At 41.3% G+C, this 18,888-nt stretch carries 16 protein-coding genes; 3 read left to right on the top strand and 13 right to left on the bottom strand.

The features are described 5' to 3' along the window. Positions 1-83 precede the first annotated feature (83 nt). The 3 genes from PR833_RS05185 to PR833_RS05175 all read right to left on the bottom strand — a co-directional run bounded on the left by PR833_RS05185 (position 84) and on the right by PR833_RS05175 (position 2,252). Positions 84-893: a topoisomerase IV gene (locus PR833_RS05185; protein WP_272525942.1), complete on the bottom strand. Its 810-nt coding sequence runs from the start codon at positions 891-893 to the stop codon at positions 84-86. A gap of 208 nt (positions 894-1,101) precedes the next feature. Next, the gene (locus tag PR833_RS05180) at positions 1,102-1,680 is read right to left on the bottom strand and encodes a YceI family protein (RefSeq protein ID WP_014656434.1); all 579 of its coding nucleotides are present in this window, start codon (positions 1,678-1,680) and stop codon (positions 1,102-1,104) included. A 14-nt stretch (positions 1,681-1,694) separates the two neighbouring features. Then, positions 1,695-2,252, bottom strand: a complete 558-nt coding sequence (locus PR833_RS05175; protein ID WP_272525941.1) for a cytochrome b — start codon at positions 2,250-2,252, stop codon at positions 1,695-1,697. Between the two features lie 405 nt (positions 2,253-2,657). Here PR833_RS05175 and PR833_RS05170 point away from each other — a divergent pair, with 405 nt between their 5' ends. Beyond that, on the top strand, positions 2,658-3,296 hold the full coding sequence (locus tag PR833_RS05170) for a glutathione S-transferase family protein (protein ID WP_014656435.1): 639 nt from the start codon (positions 2,658-2,660) through the stop codon (positions 3,294-3,296). A 127-nt stretch (positions 3,297-3,423) separates the two neighbouring features. Here the strand turns inward: PR833_RS05170 and PR833_RS05165 are convergent, their stop codons facing one another. Continuing rightward, positions 3,424-4,041, bottom strand: a complete 618-nt coding sequence (locus PR833_RS05165; protein WP_004922067.1) for a malonate decarboxylase holo-ACP synthase — start codon at positions 4,039-4,041, stop codon at positions 3,424-3,426. A gap of 207 nt (positions 4,042-4,248) precedes the next feature. Here PR833_RS05165 and PR833_RS05160 point away from each other — a divergent pair, with 207 nt between their 5' ends. Together PR833_RS05160 and PR833_RS05155 are read left to right on the top strand one after the other, a co-directional pair. Further along, positions 4,249-5,217 (top strand): FUSC family protein, encoded by a 969-nt coding sequence (locus PR833_RS05160; protein ID WP_004922072.1) that lies wholly within the window; start codon positions 4,249-4,251, stop codon positions 5,215-5,217. Between the two features lie 213 nt (positions 5,218-5,430). Then, on the top strand, positions 5,431-6,072 hold the full coding sequence (locus tag PR833_RS05155; RefSeq protein WP_014656436.1) for an NAD(P)-dependent oxidoreductase: 642 nt from the start codon (positions 5,431-5,433) through the stop codon (positions 6,070-6,072). 55 nt (positions 6,073-6,127) lie between these two features. On the opposite strand, the gene PR833_RS05150 is transcribed toward PR833_RS05155, so the two are convergent. The 9 genes from PR833_RS05150 to iolG form a co-directional block, all read right to left on the bottom strand. Further along, positions 6,128-7,240 (bottom strand): class II histone deacetylase, encoded by a 1,113-nt coding sequence (locus PR833_RS05150; protein WP_014656437.1) that lies wholly within the window; start codon positions 7,238-7,240, stop codon positions 6,128-6,130. 295 nt (positions 7,241-7,535) lie between these two features. Next, complete coding sequence (gene iolB / locus PR833_RS05145; RefSeq protein ID WP_004922083.1) at positions 7,536-8,369, bottom strand: 5-deoxy-glucuronate isomerase; 834 nt, start codon at positions 8,367-8,369, stop codon at positions 7,536-7,538. 143 nt (positions 8,370-8,512) lie between these two features. Further along, positions 8,513-9,406 (bottom strand): myo-inosose-2 dehydratase, encoded by an 894-nt coding sequence (gene iolE, locus PR833_RS05140; RefSeq protein ID WP_004922086.1) that lies wholly within the window; start codon positions 9,404-9,406, stop codon positions 8,513-8,515. Between the two features lie 32 nt (positions 9,407-9,438). Next, on the bottom strand, positions 9,439-11,343 hold the full coding sequence (locus PR833_RS05135; RefSeq protein ID WP_004922090.1) for a bifunctional 5-dehydro-2-deoxygluconokinase/5-dehydro-2-deoxyphosphogluconate aldolase: 1,905 nt from the start codon (positions 11,341-11,343) through the stop codon (positions 9,439-9,441). Between the two features lie 20 nt (positions 11,344-11,363). Then, complete coding sequence (locus PR833_RS05130) at positions 11,364-12,497, bottom strand: Gfo/Idh/MocA family protein (RefSeq protein ID WP_272525940.1); 1,134 nt, start codon at positions 12,495-12,497, stop codon at positions 11,364-11,366. A gap of 276 nt (positions 12,498-12,773) precedes the next feature. Continuing rightward, entirely contained in the window at positions 12,774-13,478 is a 705-nt protein-coding gene (locus tag PR833_RS05125) for a 3'-5' exonuclease (RefSeq protein WP_004922098.1), read from the bottom strand. Continuing rightward, complete coding sequence (locus PR833_RS05120) at positions 13,475-15,346, bottom strand: DUF294 nucleotidyltransferase-like domain-containing protein (protein WP_014656439.1); 1,872 nt, start codon at positions 15,344-15,346, stop codon at positions 13,475-13,477. Before PR833_RS05120 ends, PR833_RS05125 begins: the two co-directional genes overlap by 4 nt. A 16-nt stretch (positions 15,347-15,362) precedes the next feature. Then, entirely contained in the window at positions 15,363-17,051 is a 1,689-nt protein-coding gene (locus PR833_RS05115; protein ID WP_004922104.1) for a solute:sodium symporter family transporter, read from the bottom strand. A 120-nt stretch (positions 17,052-17,171) separates the two neighbouring features. Continuing rightward, positions 17,172-18,158, bottom strand: a complete 987-nt coding sequence (gene iolG / locus PR833_RS05110) for an inositol 2-dehydrogenase (RefSeq protein WP_004922108.1) — start codon at positions 18,156-18,158, stop codon at positions 17,172-17,174. Positions 18,159-18,888 lie beyond the last annotated feature (730 nt).

Genomic DNA, 18,888 nt, shown 5'->3' with positions numbered 1-18,888 from the left:
TCTATTAAACCGTCATATTTGGCAGGGAAATAACATGATGAAGCAATATCCCATCATTTTAAGATGGGATATTGCGTCACTGATTATTGATTCGTGCCAGCGAATAGAGAGCGTAAAAAGGCCGCTTTTTTCTGGCTATCTGGCATCGCCAAAATGTGATCGTAAAAACTCATTGTAATACGGCAAGTGACGGCCGGTTGCTGCTTAGCTTTTTCTAAATCCCCTAGTAATGAGGTTTTCTTACCATATTTTGCAGTTAATTTAGCCTGAATATTCGTCAGAATTGTGTTTTTTTCTTCATTCGACAATGTCGGCTGTTTAACGCCAGCTTCACTGGAAATCAGTAATTCATTGGTTGCCTCTAATTGTTTAAGGAGGACCGAATGACTTTTTTGTGGTGGCATAATCGCCGCTGAATCACGCAAATATGGGAACAGTGAATAGAAACAGGTTTTTCCTGACGGGTCTGCTTCCAACAGCACATTTAAATAATCGTTCACTTTGCTGGTAAAATTAATGATGGATTCATCCGAAGCATAAGGGATACGTTCAGTCACGAGCTTCATGACACTACCCACTATCTGATCAAACATATGTCGGCTCAGTAGTTCATTAGAAGGATCGTAATCACGAACAATATTTTCTATGGCTTGATAAACATCAGGATTGATTTTTTTTATCGTTTTAATAACCGGCATATCTTTTTCGATATCAGATAATGCCTCTATCTGAGCAACGCTTAATGGTGCCTCTAAAGAGCTTGATTGAACTTCAGCCTCTGCTTGTGTTGATAATGTATTGTTATCTTTGCCCAACCAATAAAAACCGAGTGCAAACGCGATAAAAATAACAACAACAACCAGTGCTGTTTTACGTGAATTATTTGTCTCCAAGAGCCTATACCTTTATAACAATGCCTGACTAATAAATCGCCTCAACTGACTTATCCTAAATAAGCACTTACGATCAAGCCATTTGATTTTTAATGTATTCTACCCTGTTACAAAGTCATTAAGCTATAGGAAAAAAGGAAATTAAAAATCCAAATATATTGCCCCCAATGCGCGGGTCGCATTGAGGGCATTTTAGGCTAAAGAATCATTACTTCTCTTGCACGCCTTCAACTGAAATTAACAACTCAACTTCTTGAGATTTAGGACCTAAGTCTGATTTGATGTTAAAATCTTTCAGTTTAATATTCCCTTGTGCTTCAAAACCAGCACGGTATCCACCCCAAGGGTCTTTACCTTCACCCATCAATTTAGCATCTAAAGTGATAGGTTTAGTGACACCATTGAGTGTGAAATCACCTGTAATTTTGTAATTTTCACCCTCTTTTTTCACGTCAGTAGAGACAAATTTCGCTTCTGGGTACTTCGCCGCATTCAAGAAATCGCCACTACGTAGGTGCTTATCACGTTCAGCATGGTTAGTATCGATGCTACCCGTTTTAATTGTCACCTCGACTTTGTCTTTTGCAGGATCTTTTGCATCGTAGGTAAAGCTACCATCAAAGTCTTTAAAGCTGCCATAAACCCAGCTATAACCCAAATGTTGGATACGGAATTCGATAAATGCGTGTTGACCTTGCTTATCAAATTTATAGGTTTCAGCTAATGCAGAACCTGCTGTTAAAAATAATGCTCCAGTTGCCAGACCAAGAACCGTTTTCTTAAACATATCTTTCTCCACGTTTATTTATCGGGATTAAAACCCAACATTCTTTTTAAAGTAATATCACCATCAAAGAAGTGATGTTTAAATGCTGCAAAGGCATGTAAAAGTGATAGCAAAACAACTGCCCAAGCAAGATAAAGATGAATATCCCCTGCTGTATCTGCTTGTGTTGCTGCACCAGTAAATAAAGCGGGTACTTCAAACCAACCAAAAACACTAATGGGTTGGCCATCAGCAGTTGAGATTAAATAACCACTGATCAAAATACTAAATAAAATCACATAAATTAATATTTGTACGATCGCTGAACTTATTTTGGTTAAACGACTATAACTCTCAAGCGGTTTAGGTGACGGAGAAATAAACCGCCAAATCACACGAAATGCCATAACAATAAATAATAAAATACCTATACTTTTATGAATTTCGGGTGCTTGATGATACCAACTATCATAGTAACCAAGGGTCACCATCCATAAACCCAGTGCGAACATTCCATATACAACAATCGCAACTAACCAATGTATGAGCAGTGATATATGCCCATAACGAGTGGCACTATTTTTCCATTGCATGATAAATAGCCTTATAAATTAAAAGGTAATCATTTGTTTTAATAACCTGCCGTAATCATAAGGGGATTTTTAAATTATTCCTATCCCTAACTTAAACAAATATTTTGTTGAACATATTCAAATACTATCAACATTATCGTTTTTTCAATAAATTTCAATTTGTCTAGTGCCAATCATTTAATGTAAATAAAATTATCTTCAGTTTATGTAAATAAAAGAAACCATTTATTTTTATTACTCTTATTGCAACTATAATTTTCGTTATAACTTATATAAAAAAAATATAACCTAATTTTGTATTCTGTCTAATAAATCGTTGTCATTGTCCATAAAACACTTAAATTAAATGGGCTTGTTAGCCACTATCTTCCCTCTCATTATTCTACCGATATAGGGTGTCATACTATGTACAAACTTTGGATTGCTAATAAAAATTACTCTTCGTGGTCACTACGCCCTTGGGTTTTGCTCAAAACGCTCGGTATCCCTTTCGATGAAAACCTCTGTTATTTTGAAACTGGTAGAGGGAAAAGTAGCCACGATAAGTTTAAAAATTTCTCGCCCACTGGCCTTGTTCCTTGCTTAGTCGATGGGAAGCAAACGATCTGGGATTCGCTGGCGATTTGTGAGTATCTCTATGAAGCGTTCCCTCAAGTATGGCCTGCTGATAAACAAGCACGTGCATGGGCTCGCTGCGCTAGTGCAGAAATGCACTCTGGATTCACGGCGCTTCGCCAAACATGTCCGATGAATCTGACTCACCAAGCTCCATTAGAAAAACTTTCTCGAGAATTACAAGCCGACCTTAATCGGCTTCAACAGTTATGGCAAGAAGGCTTTACGACCTTTGGTGGACCATGGCTAGCAGGGAATCAATTTACGGCGGTGGATGCTTTTTACGCCCCTGTCGCCTTTAGGATCCGTAGTTATCAACTGCCTATGAGTAATGCCGCTCAACAATGGGTTGACCGCATGCTAGCGTTACCGGCAATGCAGGAATGGTATCGAGCAGGGCTTGAAGAGCCAAGCGTTGAACATATCTAATACGATTGGGCTGTTTGCAGCCCAACTTAACCGATTGTTTATAAAAAAATCATCTGTACGAGCATCAAAACTAATTTTTATTCAATATGGCTAAATCGCCCGCAAATATCGGTTGTAACACCATCAATTACAGGTTTTCATCCCATGGATCTGCTGTCATGACATCGCCATTCGGCGTATGAAGCGTGACTTTTTCGTTTTTAAACCATTCTGCCAAAGAGAAACCACCTTTTGGTGTCTCAACATGTATATCAATGCGGCATAAAGGCGTATTCGCTTTAATGGCAAACTCCGCAAAGTCTTCTTTTTTGTGGCGCGTAGGGCAACGGATCAAAACATCCAAATCACAATCTGCGAGCATACTTTGAATATCGGTCACTAATGTATAGGCACAGCTCCCTGTCACCGCCCATTTCCATGGCCAATTATGCTGTGAAAGTAATAATAATACTTGTACTGGCGGTAATGCGATAAACATAGAGCGCTGTAATTCTCGTGAGTTAGAAACGAGAGACTCTACATTCATAATATGAGTAATTGCTGACTTATCTATTTGAGTAATAACACGCTGTCCCGGTTTGATCCCTCGAATACCCACTGAAAGTTTATTTTCATCCGTTGCTTCTCGGCGTACGACCAATGGCAATTGCTTATTCCATTGAGAAATAACCCATTCCGGCAGTGATTCCACGGGTAAATCATCAAGGCTGCTGATCCAGACAAAATCATGGGGATTCACTTGCATTACAGATTCCTTATTTTAATTCTAATGACATGCTCTTAGATTATTATGCAATTTTTAGATGGCAAAAAATACCGTTAGATGGAATTTGGCATTTTGTGTCTATTTTCATTCTAATTGATTGAGTACAGACCTTTGGCTGATATTTATGATAGTATAAATTTACTTTAATAAATAATAACTTACACCGCAATTTGTGAGCATCTTTTTATGAGGAAAATACCAGCGATTAATGACGGTCTTATGTTTAGTGGCTGTATGCTATTAAGTGCAGCAGTTGCTTTCGCCATTATGGATGTACAAGCTTCTATGTGGGCCGCTTTCTCAACACTATATGCCTTTAACCTTTTTAACGCTGCTAAAGAGTATAAAAACTATTTCTATACGGCTTTTTGGTTAGCCATGATCATGCTCGCCATTTTTATTGGGGATACCTTACGGTTAGGCACCAGCTTTTATGTTTACCTAGCTATTTTCTCTTTTATTTATTATCAACTCTATGGAACCGATCCCGTTATGGATTTGACGATGAAATTTATGATTATCATGTCAACCATTGGAACGGTTCTACCGGATATATCAAAGAGCCTTGCACTGGGTTTTTTAATTGGGAGCAGCGTCACCCTAATGACCTGTTACCTGCTAAGTAAGAAGATGCATCGCCATATTATCCTTACTGGTAGCCTCGTCGAACAAAATTTATTTACGCTACGCAAATACATTATTCCTCGGTCGATGACTTATGCTATTGGTTTATCACTTTCGTTAGCGATCCCTCGGATGTTGGAGCTCGGCCATTTTTATTGGACGCTACTGACATTTGTGTTTGTTCTACATCCAAAATCACAAAGTATTATTCATATAACGCTACAACGTGTTGCGGGTAGTTTGCTCTCGGTTATTTTACTTTATTTTTTATTCAATACCCCTTTGATGCCTTATATTGGTCTTACCGCTATTGTGGTTTTTGCCTTTTTAATGCCGATGAGTTTCCATCATGGTTATACTTTTATGACCTTTATCGTGACAAGTTTGATCCTTTCCGTGCTTGAACAGGTCATCTATTGGCGACACCCTGCCTATGTACTGCTATTTGATAGGGTATTGGAAACGGCATTAGGTGGCGTTATTGCCATTATCACAAGTATCATCTTAAAACTGTTTAGGGATGCCAAATAACAACCTGTCTAGCTAAGATGCCCTGAGTGTTCAGGGCGTTCCCATTACTTCTCCCGAAAACTGCGCGTAATGTTCAGTAAATGGTTAAGGGAATACCACTATACTTCTCCACATTGAGATATACTCAAATAGAGCGATGTAGGAAATCTGATCCAATTGCAGCTATAAAACTTCACTATAGCTTAATGTTATTAATAACTTGCGGGGAAAATGATGAAAATATCGATTATTGGAGCGACGGGTTTCGTCGGCAAGGTTCTCGTGAATGAAGCCTTATTTCGCCAACATCAAGTGACAGCCATTTCTCGCCATAGTAACCAACTACAGCAACATGCTCATTTAGTCACCGCTTCAGGGGATGTTACTGATATTGCTTGGCTAACAGCACGCCTTAAAGGGCAGGATATTGTAATCAGTGCTTTTAATGGCGGTTGGCAAAACCCAAACCTATATCAAGATACAGTGACAGGCAATCAGGCTATTTTACAGGCCGTCAAACAGTCTGGCGTTAAACGCTTTATTGTCGTAGGGGGTGCTGGGAGTCTTGAAATCGCTCCTGGAGTAGAATTAATCGATTCCCCTGACTTCCCTGCTGAAATCAAACCGGGAGCGCAAGCGGTCAGAGAGTTCAAACAACAACTGCAAAACACCCCCGAGCTAGATTGGACATTTGTCTCTCCTGCCGCGGTGTTAGAATCAGGTGAGCGCACACAAACATTTCGGCTTGCAGGCAACCAATTATTGATGAACGGTAACGTTCCTGCCAAAATTTCAGTTGAAGATCTTGCGGTTGCCATTCTTGATGAAGCAGAAAAGCCGCAATTTATTCGCAAACAATTTACAGCTGCTTATTAAAAAGCAGGGTTTGCTCCTGACTCACATCACGAGGAGCAAACCTAAACTTATTTGGTTATAAGCCAAATTTCTTTTTCAGCTTATCCAGTAACTGTTGCTGAAAATGTTCAAACTCCGCTCTTGGTTGCTGTAACCTAATAAAATCCAATAAGGGGTCAGCCACTTCGGTACGTACACCGCTCATCTCTTCTATAACAGCAAGTCCACAGAAAGGCACATACGCCTCTGAATATCCACCTTCATGAACGATAACTAACTTACCGTCACACAAGCTATCCGCGGCATTCATCACAAGACGAGTCATGTCACGAAAACTCTCACTATGCAGTTGCATTCTGGCTAATGGATCCATGGCATTCGCATCATAACCACTCGCCACAATAATCAATTCAGGCTTAAAACGTGCCAATGCAGGGATCACTATCTGCTCCATCGCATAGATGTAACTGTTGTGCCCTGCTCCCGCGAGTAGCGGAATATTTATGTTATACCCTGTACCATCTCCACCACCAATATCATCTTCCCCACTGTACCCAGGAGGAAAACAACCATCTTGGTGTATTGAAATGGTTAAAACATCTGAGCGATCCCAAAAAATATGTTGAGTTCCATTGCCATGGTGAACATCCCAATCAATGACAGCGATACGCTCAATATTAAATAGTGTCTTAGCGCGTTCGATCGCTAATGGGATATTCGCAAGGAAACAAAATCCCATCGATTCATCCGGTAAACAGTGGTGACCCGGTGGACGTGAAAGACTATAAGCATTGTCCAGTTCGCCTTTAAGTACTGCCTCTACAGCAGCACAAGCCAATCCTACAGATAATTTAGCAATCTCATAGCTTCCAGGGCCTAATGGTGCTTCTTTTCCCAACAGCCCTCCCCCATTATCACTCACTTGTTTAAAACGGGTTAAATATTCTTGAGGATGTATTTTAAGTAATGTCTCTTCAGTTGCAGGCTCAGCGGAAGATAAAATCAGAGAGCGGCTTAAACCAGAAACATCCATTAGGCTTTTCAGCCGCCTTTTCGTTTCCGGTGATTCCGCATGTGAAGCTCCAGCGGGAGGCTGTACCCAGCCGCCAACGGGTAACGTTGTGGCATGTAAGCCAGTACTATGCCAAAAACAATGTTCATCGAAGAAAAAACCTGTTTTACGCTTCATTGACACCTCACTCATCATGTTTTTTGTTTACACAAAATTAACACAATGGAAACACACAAACAGGTTAATATATTAATAATGTGACTGATATTACAATTCAATTTTTCACATTTATACTGTTTATTACTGGCAATAATGGCATCACAAACTTATTAATATCGTAATAAACAAAAAAGCCGGTAATAAATTACCGGCAAACAATAGATAACAGATTTTGGTTTGGTTTTGGTACGTACTCTACAACCTCGGCTGTTTCTCACTAATTCAAGAAACAACCGTCTGTGAGTATTAATAACTACTTTTCATCACGATGTTTAGCGGCATACGTTTCACTATTGATCCAACTATGGTCTTTTTCCCACGTAAAGAGCCACTTACGTGTCGGGCCAGCCATTACATTTAAGTAATAGTTATCGTAACCCGCCATTGTTGCCATTGGATGGTAGCCTTTAGGCACCATGACGACGTCCTTATTATATACCGCCATGCACTCGTCTAATTCACGGTCATCCGTGTAAACACGCTGCATACAAAAACCCTGAGATGGATTCAGACGGTGGTAATAGGTTTCTTCCAAATAAGTTTCTGCAGGTTCATTATCGGTATCATGCTTGTGACTTGGGTAAGAGCTTGTGCACCCTTCATCAGTAAAGACTTCAACCACCAGTAAGCTATCTGCTGATTTATTATCAGGTAGAATGTTATGAACATAACGCTTGTTATTACCATGACCACGCTGCTCAGCATCAATGTCTTCTGGCCCTATCAAGCGTGTCGGATACGTGCCTTTACCTTTTGCTTGGCATACTGCTAGCTCTAGCGCCGTTTCTGCTTTCACCTCAACCGCTTCTTGTGCTGTCACATAAACTGCATACGGTTTTTTGCGCTCAAAAGGATCCATACGGTCGCCGATATTTTCGAATGTTTGCCCCGGCGTTTTCACCGTTGCTTTACCTGCAACCAACACTAGACAAACTTCATTCTCAGATGCCGGCAAGGAAATAGATTCACCTTGTTTGAGTTCATACACATCAAAGTGCACATATCCCCAGTTGGCGATTTCAGGCGTAATATGCTGAGTACGCTTATGCGCATCTGGAGAATGATACTTTGATAATAATTTAGACATATCGCTTACCTCGGCCTCTAAAAAATACTTTAAGCTGTGGAAGCTCAGTTACCCGAATTATCGATATCACTCGACTCATCGGGCTAACTTCACTCTTCAATTATTAGCAACTCAAATAATTGAGATTTGCTATCCATGGTCATTTAGATAAGACCTGCATCTTTCGCGAATTTATGCAGATTCTTATAGCCCATTGTCGCATAAGTCAGCGGATGAGCGATGGCAGGATCTTGCTCCGCTTCAACCACTAACCAGCCATTTTCATACTGGCTATTTTTCAATACCTTAAATACCGCTGGATAATCAACACAACCATCACCAGGAACCGTAAAGACACCCGCTAAAACAGCATTTAAGAAGCTGGTTTTACGGTTTTTCACGTCTTTTAGCACATCAGGGCGAATATCTTTACAGTGAACGTGGTTGATGCGTTTAGCCCAACGTTTCGCAACCTCGACAGGATCTGCTCCGGCAAACGTTAAGTGGCCTGTATCAAGCAGTAAACCAACTTCATCACCGGTGTGTTTCATCAGGTTATCAACATCTTCCGCTGATTCGATCACGGTTCCCATATGATGGTGATACGCGATTTGTACGCCTTGAGATAAGGTATATTTAGCGAATTCGGTTAATTTTTTACCGTATTCTTCCCATTTATCCGCAGGGAACAAAGGACGCATATGGACAGGTTTGTCTTGGTCGCCATGAATACAGTGAGTGACTTCCGCGAACACCATCACTTTTGCGCCCAAATCGCGTAATAACGCTAAGTGGCCTTGCACTGCTTCAATTTCTTCTTCTACGCTGCGAGTCAGTAGTTCGCCTGAATACCAACCTGAAACTAATTTAAGATCATGCTTTTCTAAAATTGGCCCTAAAATTTCGGCTTTACGTGGAAATTTATTGCCTAATTCAAAACCGGCAAACCCCGCCTGACGGCCTTCAGTTAAACATGTTTCTAAAGGCGTTTCTGCGCCCAATGTTGGTAAATCATCATTGGTCCATGTCAAAGGGTTAATTCCGAGTTGGATTGCCATGATGAAGCTCCTGTGTATAGGTAAGAGTAAAATTATTTACGCTGACGCCATAAGGCGATCAGGTTGTGATAATTAGATTTAATGGTCTGCACTAACGCATCATCATCCAGTTCACCTTTCATCCATGCGAGAGAAGGTTTACCAAATAAGGTGCGACCTACTGCAAACCCTTTTACAATCGATTTCCCAGCAGCAGCATTGAAACCAGCTTCTAGCTCTGATTGTGGCGCATCAAGACCCAGTAACACGACACCACGGCAGTAAGGGTCTCGCTCTTGGATCAATCTATCCACTTCATCCCAATTCTCGGCTTTCAATGGCGGCAGTTTCCACCAATCTGGCTTGATACCAAGGTTATAGAAGCGTTTGATGGCTCTGAGGTATAGTTCGTCATTACGTTCCATATCAGCCGGTAGAATAACTTCAAGCAGTAGTTCATGGCCGGATTGGCAACAAGCGCTATAGACCTCTTGTACCGTTTTTTCCTGCTCAAGGCGTAGTGGATGGTTATCTTCTGGGTGGAAGAAAACTAAGCACTTCACAATATGCTCTTTTGGCCAACTGACTAGCTGTGAACCAATATTACCGTGCTCTAAACACAGCGGTCTTGAAGCCGGTAGTTCAATTGGACGCCCAATCCACCAACCACGTCCCGTCACATCATTTAGCACGTCTTGACCAAATGTACTGTCACACAGTAGCCCCGCTTTACCTTGTAAGTTTGCTTCCTCCGCGACTTCACGGCTGGCACGGAAAATCAATTTTTTCAGATAAGGAATACATGAAACATCAGCTCCCGCCGCGCGAGCCATATCAACGAACTGAATTCGATGATCAAAAGCCATGACACACAGCTCTTCCCACTGTGTTGCACGAGTCGTAACACGATGTAAGTGATTTAACATCGGATCTAAGTCAGGGCGCGGTACAACCGCCGCACGCTCAAGATAGTTATCTAACTCAAGCTGACTTGGCATCGCTGGTGCACAGCCATGACGAGAAACCACCAGCGCTCCACACGCATTGGCATAAGTACAGGCTTTTTCCCAACCTTCCCCATTGAGATAACCGCGAAGTAAGCCCGACATAAAGGCGTCACCTGCTCCCAATACATTCAGGACTTCAACCCGTACCCCTTTGACAGTAATACCTTCATCCAAGGTGTCTGGGATTGCATCAGTAAATACTGAGCATCCAAGTGCACCTCGTTTACACACCAGTTCAGCGCCGGTCAATTGACGAATATTTTTTAGTGCTTGAATGGTGTCGGTAGAGCCACCTGCAATATGGAACTCTTCTTCTGTTCCGACAATCAGATCAAATAACGATAAAACCTCTTGCAGTTGTTCTGTCACTTTGTCCGATTCAATAAAGCGGGTTTCACCATCCCCTAATGAAGTGAGTCCCCAAAGTACTGGACGGTAATCGATATCAATCGCCGTTTTCACCCCGTTGCGTTTCGCGTATTCTAGGGCTTTTAACACTGCTGCTCGGGTTTTAGGGTGTGATAAATGGGTGCCTGTAATCGCCAGACAACGTGCCGATGCAATGTACTCTTCACTAAAGTCATCTGGCGTGATAGCCATATCCGCACAGTTTTCACGGTAGAAGATCAGAGGGAAAGTATCTTCATCTTTGATCCCCAAGATCACTAACCCAGTTAATCGCTCTTTATCCGTAATTAGATGGCTAGTATCACAACCTACCCGCTGTAATTCTTCACGGATAAAACGTCCCATGTGCTCATCACCAACACGCGCCAACATTGATGACTTCAAGCCTTGTATTGCTGTTCCGTACGCAACGTTCCCTGAAGATCCTCCGAGATACTTAGCAAAGCTACTCATATCTTCTAAGCGTGCACCTATCTGCTGTCCGTAAAGGTCAACGGCGATACGGCCCATGCAGATAACATCTAACTTCTTCTGCTTATCCATTAATTACCCCTTGAACAGAATTAATTGATTTCAGTGACTTTAACCCAACGCTGTTCTTCATAAGAACGTGCGATAGCATCGAGAATACGCGACACTTTCCAGCCCTCTTCAAAATCAGGCCACATATTTTCACCGGTCGCGACACCATCAATTAAATCGCGGACTTCAACTGTTTTTTGGTCATTAAACCCAATACCATGCCCTGCGCCATTACAGAAAGGTGCATAGTCAGGATGCTCTGGACCAACTAAAATTGTTTTAAAACCTTGGCGATTGGAAGGCTCATCATGGCGGTATAGTTTTAGCTCAGCCATTCTCTCTTGGGTGAAGGATAAAGTCCCTTTAGTACCCGTAACCACATAGGTTAACCCCATTTTACGCCCTGCCGCGATCCGTGAAGTTTCGATAACGCCCATCGCCCCACTCGCAAAACGTACCATGGCATGGGCCTGATCTTCGTTTTCCACATCGACCATCACTGACGAGCCGGCCTTTTCTGGACGCTGCTTGATGACAATTTCCATATCACCGCATACCGTTTCAATATCACCGACTAAGAATTGCGCCATGTTGACAATATGGGCTGACAAATCACCTAGAGCACCTAAACCGGCTTTTTCTTTAAAGCAGTGCCAATGGATTGGTGCATTAGGATCTGCCATATAATCTTCATTATGAGTGCCGTAGAAATGAATAACTTCTCCAATCTCACCATTAGCGATGATCTCTTTTGCCAATTGGGCCGTTGGGTTTTTCATGTAATTAAAACCCACTAAGGTTTTCACACCAGCTTTCTCAGCGGCAGCCACCATCTCTTTCGCATCGTCAGAGTTGAGGGCTAATGGTTTTTCGCAATAAACATGTTTGCCATGCTTAATTGCTCCCATCGCCATCTCTTTGTGCAAAAAGTTTGGTGAACAAATATCGACCACATCAATGTTTGGGTCCGCAACTAATTTTCGCCAATCATCCGTTGAGCGATTAAAGCCCAACTCTTTAGCACGTGCTTCGGCTAATTCAGGCGTGACTTCCGCGATCATTTCTCGAACCAATTTGCCTTTTAATGGGAAAACAGTCGGCGCTTGCGCATAAGCTATTGCGTGAGCACGACCAATATAGCCAGTACCAATCAGACCAATGCGGATTTCTTTCATTCTGTATTCTCCCTTCGTGCAACTCATCATGTGTAGCGCAAGCTAGCCCGATGTCTGTGCCTGATGTTTTTATTTGATACTGACTTTATACGGAATATTCATTTCATTTTCAACAAAACGAGAAATATTAATTTCATTATGTGATCTAGCCTTAATTTTTTGTGTAATTAGTTAATATATAAAGAAATAAAAATAATATTCTTTATATCTGATCTCACGAATGAAATAAAAAAGGGTTAAAAATGAAATGAAAATTTCAAAAAATCATTATAAATATTATTGTGAGCGCTTATAGAGCTGTTTAATAACAGGATGTTGGGAAGGGTAAATCACTTTAGATTGCGCTAAAAAGAGTTCTGCTGTAGCAATAGCATCAGAGAGCGCATTGTGGGCATCATAATCGGGTAGCTGATAACGGCTTCTTAAGGCTGACAGACTAAAGTCATTACGATTAATATTCTTATGGCTTAGTAACGTTTTTTCAATGTTAAGTGTATCAAACCAGAGCAAAGGGAGTTCTTTGATATTCAATGCCTTAGAAAGAAAAGCATGTTCTATCGCACTGCCGTGCGCCAAAATACACTTACCTTTTGCTTCATGTAAAAATGATGCAATGGCGTGAGGCAACGATACCCCATCGCTGAGCTGTTCCGGCGTAATGTGGTTAATCACCGCCGTTTCTGCTTTCACCGGTTCGTTATCATTCACATAATAGTGTTGGGCGCTTTTGAGTAGGATTTTGCTATCTGCAATGGTCACCATCCCAATACTTAAAATTCTATCTTTTTCAGGATCTAACCCTGTAGTTTCTAAATCAATCGACAGAATTTGTTGGGTTTTTAATAAACTATCCTCGCTCGGTATCGGTGATTGTAAGGCTGCCTGCAATAGCTTCGGTAGTTGGGGTGAACGCAATAATTTCGCACGGCGACGTGCTAAACGCGCCAATGGCTGATGGTAACACAGCATTGAACCTATCATTTCATCACACCTTTAGCATGATAACGTTGTTCCGCCGCTTCTTGCGTGCGAGCTATAATACGAAACGCATCTTTCAAATGATTTCGTTCAAATTGCGTGAGCCGCTGAGGCACAATTAAATTCGATAACGCATCTCCGGCTAACAATGCCCTGCGCTGGCAGCCAAATCGCACCTGATTAATAAACAAATAAGCTTCTGTTAACTCTTGGCAAGACGCTGCACTGATAATGCCTGAATCACGCGCCACTTCAAACCGAGTCAAGGTTGATGGCGTAAAAATACCAGCTTCTAATGCGTAAACTCGTGCAAGCTCCACTAATAAATTAACGGCTTGCTTTTTAATATTAAAGACACTGTGGTTTTCGCCATTTTTAACCAACACAAACTGCCTAAACATACCTAAAGGTGGATTTATGCGCGTTGAATTAGCGACCAACATTGAAAGTAACCGCTTACTTCCTTTTAAATGTGATTCTGCTGAACGCACCAATGAGTTAAACAGCACTTGGCTACCATAAAGAAACCGAATATCTAAAAAAACTGAAATGTTTAATAAGGCCAGTTGCTCAGGCTCTTTGAGCCACTGTTGATAATAGGTCTGCCACTGTGTTAACGGCTTACACCACTTGGGATTGGTCGCCATAATATGCCCAGGACAGAGAGAATAGCCGCACTCGTCTAAACCATAGCAGACATACTCTGCCAGTTGCCTAAACCAGCCCTCCTCCTCCTTAGTCACTTCACGCGCTAAAATGATCCCATTATCTTGGTCTGAAAGATAATGCATCTCTTGTCGTGCCTGTGAACCTGCGGCAAACCAGCAATAGTCACAGGGAGGCTCTCCTAGCTCTCGTTCCGCCAGCCTTAACAATTGCTTATTAAATGCATCAGCAATTAATGTCATCATTAATTGAATAGTGTGTGATTGAACACCGGATTCAATCAAAGACTCAAACACAGCTTGCCTTTGTACCCCAAGCATTTTTAATTCAGCAAGGCTCTCTTGGCGATAAATGCGGCTAATCAAATACACCGCTTGCATGCTGTTTTTCTGCACTAAGCTCGTTGCAGTTAAAACACCAGTGATACGGTGGTTTGTCATAACTGGTAAGCTACGAATGTTATGCTGCATCATCAATTCAATGGCATTAATGATAGGAGCATTGGCTGCAATGGTGATTGGGTTTTCAGTCATCACTTTGCTGACGGGGGTTTTAATATCCAGCCCTAAAGCCACAACCCGCTTCGTCAGATCACGATCGGTAATGATCCCGAGTAATGTCTCCCCATCCATGACTAATGCCGATGAACGGTGCTTTCGCACCATCTCTTGAGCTGCATCTTGAACACTTGTGCCGGGTGTAATCACGACGATATTGCCATTTTCAATGGAGGAGACTGGATTTAAGTACAACAGGCTATCTTCTGTGAGGTTATCGATTTTGGGCCGTGATGCTAATCGCTGCCCTTCCTCACAAGCAAAATGATGGCGAACCGCTTGGTTTTGTTCCATCGCTAACAACAACGAGTCGCGAGGGATGCAATAAAGCAATGTGTTTTCTATAGCGATCACTTGGTATTCACCGGGGGATTCTGGGGTTTTGTTTAACACACTGAACCCAAAAACATCCCCAGACCCCAGCCTTGCTCTTAAGGAGCCATCCTCATAACGTTGTTCCACCGCTCCCGTTCTTACCAGATATAAACCTTGACCAGCAATTTGGTGCGGCTTCAACACTTCCCGTTGAGTCAAATAGCTAATTTCAACGCTATTTACTAATTGGTCTAGCTGCATATCATCTAAGCGATCAAATGGGTCACGCTGTGAGATAAACTGCTTAACCATCGGGATAAGTGATGGCTCCATAATACGTCACTCTCCTTTATGCATTAACCGACTGAGTTTTACCCACTAACCACGCCTTTGAGAATTTATAAATAATAAAGGTTAAAAGGATAGCGGCAAAAATATAGTAACCAATCATGACATAGCTTGGTGCACCTTGAGCCAAATAGACATACATTGAGATAGCGCCTAGTACAATCAAGCAAGCAACAGGAGTCGCAAAACGCCATGGTGAGATATCAACCTGTTCAGTATAAACATCTTCATAAGGTTTACCCGGGAAGAAGTAACCAATAGTCAGCATAAAGAGGATATTTGCGACAAACAAAATGCCCACTAAATGGAAGAAGTGGATATCTAGATCCAAAATAAAGTTACAAATGATGTAAGCAGACATACCAAACAATAAACCTAATTTTGCAGCAATGGCAGGAACACGCTTAGTCATCAAACCAACTAACACCACACTTAAAATAGGTGCGTTAAAGATACCTTGTAATTGTTGAATTAAATAGAATAGGCCATCAGGAGCATTAGCAACCAAAGGAGCAATAATCATGGTTGCCAGCGCTAAAGCGATCCCCAAATATTTACCGACTTTAACCGTCTGAGCTTCTGTCGCATTCTTATTGATACGATCTTTATAAATATTAACCGTAAATAAAGTGACTGAAGAGTTCAAACCACCACTAAATGTTGAGAAAACTGCACCAACCACCACCGCGGCAAAGAATCCAACTAAGAATTCAGGTAGAACCATGTGTACTAAGACGGGATAAGCGTTATCTGGATTATCAATTTCGCCATTAAGAATATGGAATGCAATAATACCCGGTAAAATAATGATTGATGGGATGATCAACTTAAAGAACGCGCAGAGCATCACCCCTTTTTGCCCTTCCGCTAAGTTTTTAGCACCCAATGATTTTTGGACAATTGACTGGTTAGTACACCAGAAAAACATATTTGAAACAATTAACCCTGTAAATAGAGTTGAGAACGGTACGAGTGAATCTTCATCACCAATGGAGTTAAATTTCTCTGGATGTGATTGATAGACTTCAGTTAATCCAGCCCAAGCGTTGCCATCTCCCACATAAATCAGGGCAAATATTGTCACTAATAGACCGCCAATAATCAAACCTGCGCCGTTCACAGTATCTGCAATCGCGATCGCCTTAATACCACCAAAAATGGCGTAAATAGCGCCTAAACCACCAACTCCCCATACCATAATCCACAGGGCGGTTGTTTTATCAACATTAAAAACATGTGAAACTTGGAATAAGCTTTCAAGAGCAATAGCTCCCGTATATAACACAATAGGTAGCAATGAAATCACATACATTGCGAGGAATAAAATAGAGGTAATTAATAAGGTGTTTTTATCAAAACGGCGCTCTAAATATTCCGGAATAGTCGAAATACCTAATTTAAGATATTTCGGTAAAAAATAAATAGCGAATAACACAATGGTTAATGCCGCCATAACTTCCCAAGCCATTACAATAAAACCGGTTCGGAAAGATAAACCATTTAGTCCCACAAGGTGTTCAGTAGATAAATTCATCAGTAGCATAGAGCCACCGATATACAGGCCAGTCATGGAACGGCCACCCAAAAAATAGCCCTCGGCAGACGAGGTCAAATGTGCATTTCGGGTTTTATAATAAGCAATCCCAGCAACCAATAAGGTAAAGCCGATAAATGAAAGTAGAGCCAGCATTAGTACCCCCAAGCCTTTCTATTTATAATTAGCGCATAAATTTATGTAAGGTGACTGATAAAGCGGGAATGGCATTTCCCGCTTTTTATTTAGTAATCGGTAAACAAGAGGTATTTAAAACTAAAGTTGAATTTCTTTGCCTGTTTTTAGTGATTCTAGGGCTTTGTCTGCTAAGTAAAGCGCCAATTCACCATCTGTACCTGTTGTCTCTGATTCAGCACGGCCTGCAAGGATATCGACAAAATGCTCCCATTCTGCTTTATACGCTTCATGGTAACGCTGCAAAAAGAAGAATTCAGGTTTTGCGGATAAGCAACCAACGTCACTTAAAAACTCAACGCTGTTTTCTTTGATATTCCCTGCTGTTAACAACCCTTTTTCACCATGTAATTCGATACGTTGGTCATAGCCATAACCTGAACGACGGCTATTAGAGATGGTTGCCATGGCTCCTGATGGAAATTTCAAAATAATAAACGCGGTATCAATATCCCCTGCTTGCCCTATTGCAGGATCAACGACATTGCTACCTTGTGCATAGACTGAGCATGGGTTTTCGCCAATCATAAAGCGAGCCATATCAAAGTCATGAATTGTCATATCTCTGAACATACCACCGGAAACCTTAACGTATTCCGCTGGTGGAGGTGATGGATCCCGTGATGTAATAATTAAAGATTCAGCTTTACCAATTGCGCCTTGTTCGAATAAATTTTTCAGGTGGCGAAATTGTGGGTCATAGCGGCGGTTGAAGCCAATAAAGAGAGGTACATTGTGCTCTTTAACGCTTTTTAAGCACGCTTTAACACGCTCAAGATCTAAGTGCACCGGCTTTTCACAAAAAATCACTTTCTTATTTTTTGCAGCAAGTTCAATTAAATCTGCGTGAGTATCCGTTGCAGAAGCAATCAGAACGCCATGAACATTTGGGTCCTGCATCGCTTCTTCTGTAGATTGAACTTTCGCTTGGTACTTCTCAGCCAATGCTTGCGCATTAGGTTGGTAAGGGTCAATCACAGAGTAAAGTGTAGTTTCTTTGTGGCCGGCAATATTGACAGCATGAACCTGCCCGATACGTCCTGCGCCAAATAGTGCTATATTGAACATTGAAATGCTCCTTGAGGCGATAAATCCACTATTAGGATATGATGAAATATAACAAATAAAACATTCATTTCAATTTATAATTAATTGAAAATTATGTTTTTGAGGACTAGATAACAATTGCTATAATAAAGTGGATTTTTAGTGTTATTCTGATCACAAAATAACAATGTAAACTCAATCAATTAGCCTTTAGAGCATGCCGATAGTCACAATTAGAGTAAGGTTAATAACGGGAGATATTCAACTTAACGGATATTTTAGAATATTCATTTCATTAATTATCATTTCGTCACAGCGACTCCTTTTATTTTGACTGCCTTTTTCCTGATAAAATGAAAGAGTCGACGTGAGTTCCCCCGCTAAAACCATAAATATGGCACAAGATAAGCTCCCAGCGAACTGAACGACCAACGATCAAAGGAACAGCTTTAAGATGTGAAGTGAAAGGAGTTACGCCACTTTATGCCAAAAAAACGACTTTTCGACTTTGAATTGTTGTTGCCATTTCACCAACGAGTACTTCATACCTTCACCAAAATGCGTTTTTTCTCGCACTCGGTAAAACGAGTTAACACTTGCCGTGATACATCAACCTAAATCATATTGCTTTCCCGACAATCTTCGACAATGCCCAGCCCTATTAGAGAAACATTGAGGTGTCTCTTCTTCGCTGATTGATGGTATTTTTTTTCATCAATCTCACTTAGTCTTTGCCGACGCTCATCATTTT

It is taken from the genome of Providencia sp. PROV189 (assembly GCF_028480065.1).
GTDB lineage: Bacteria > Pseudomonadota > Gammaproteobacteria > Enterobacterales > Enterobacteriaceae > Providencia > Providencia stuartii.
This window is presented reverse-complemented; position numbering and strand designations above follow the sequence as displayed.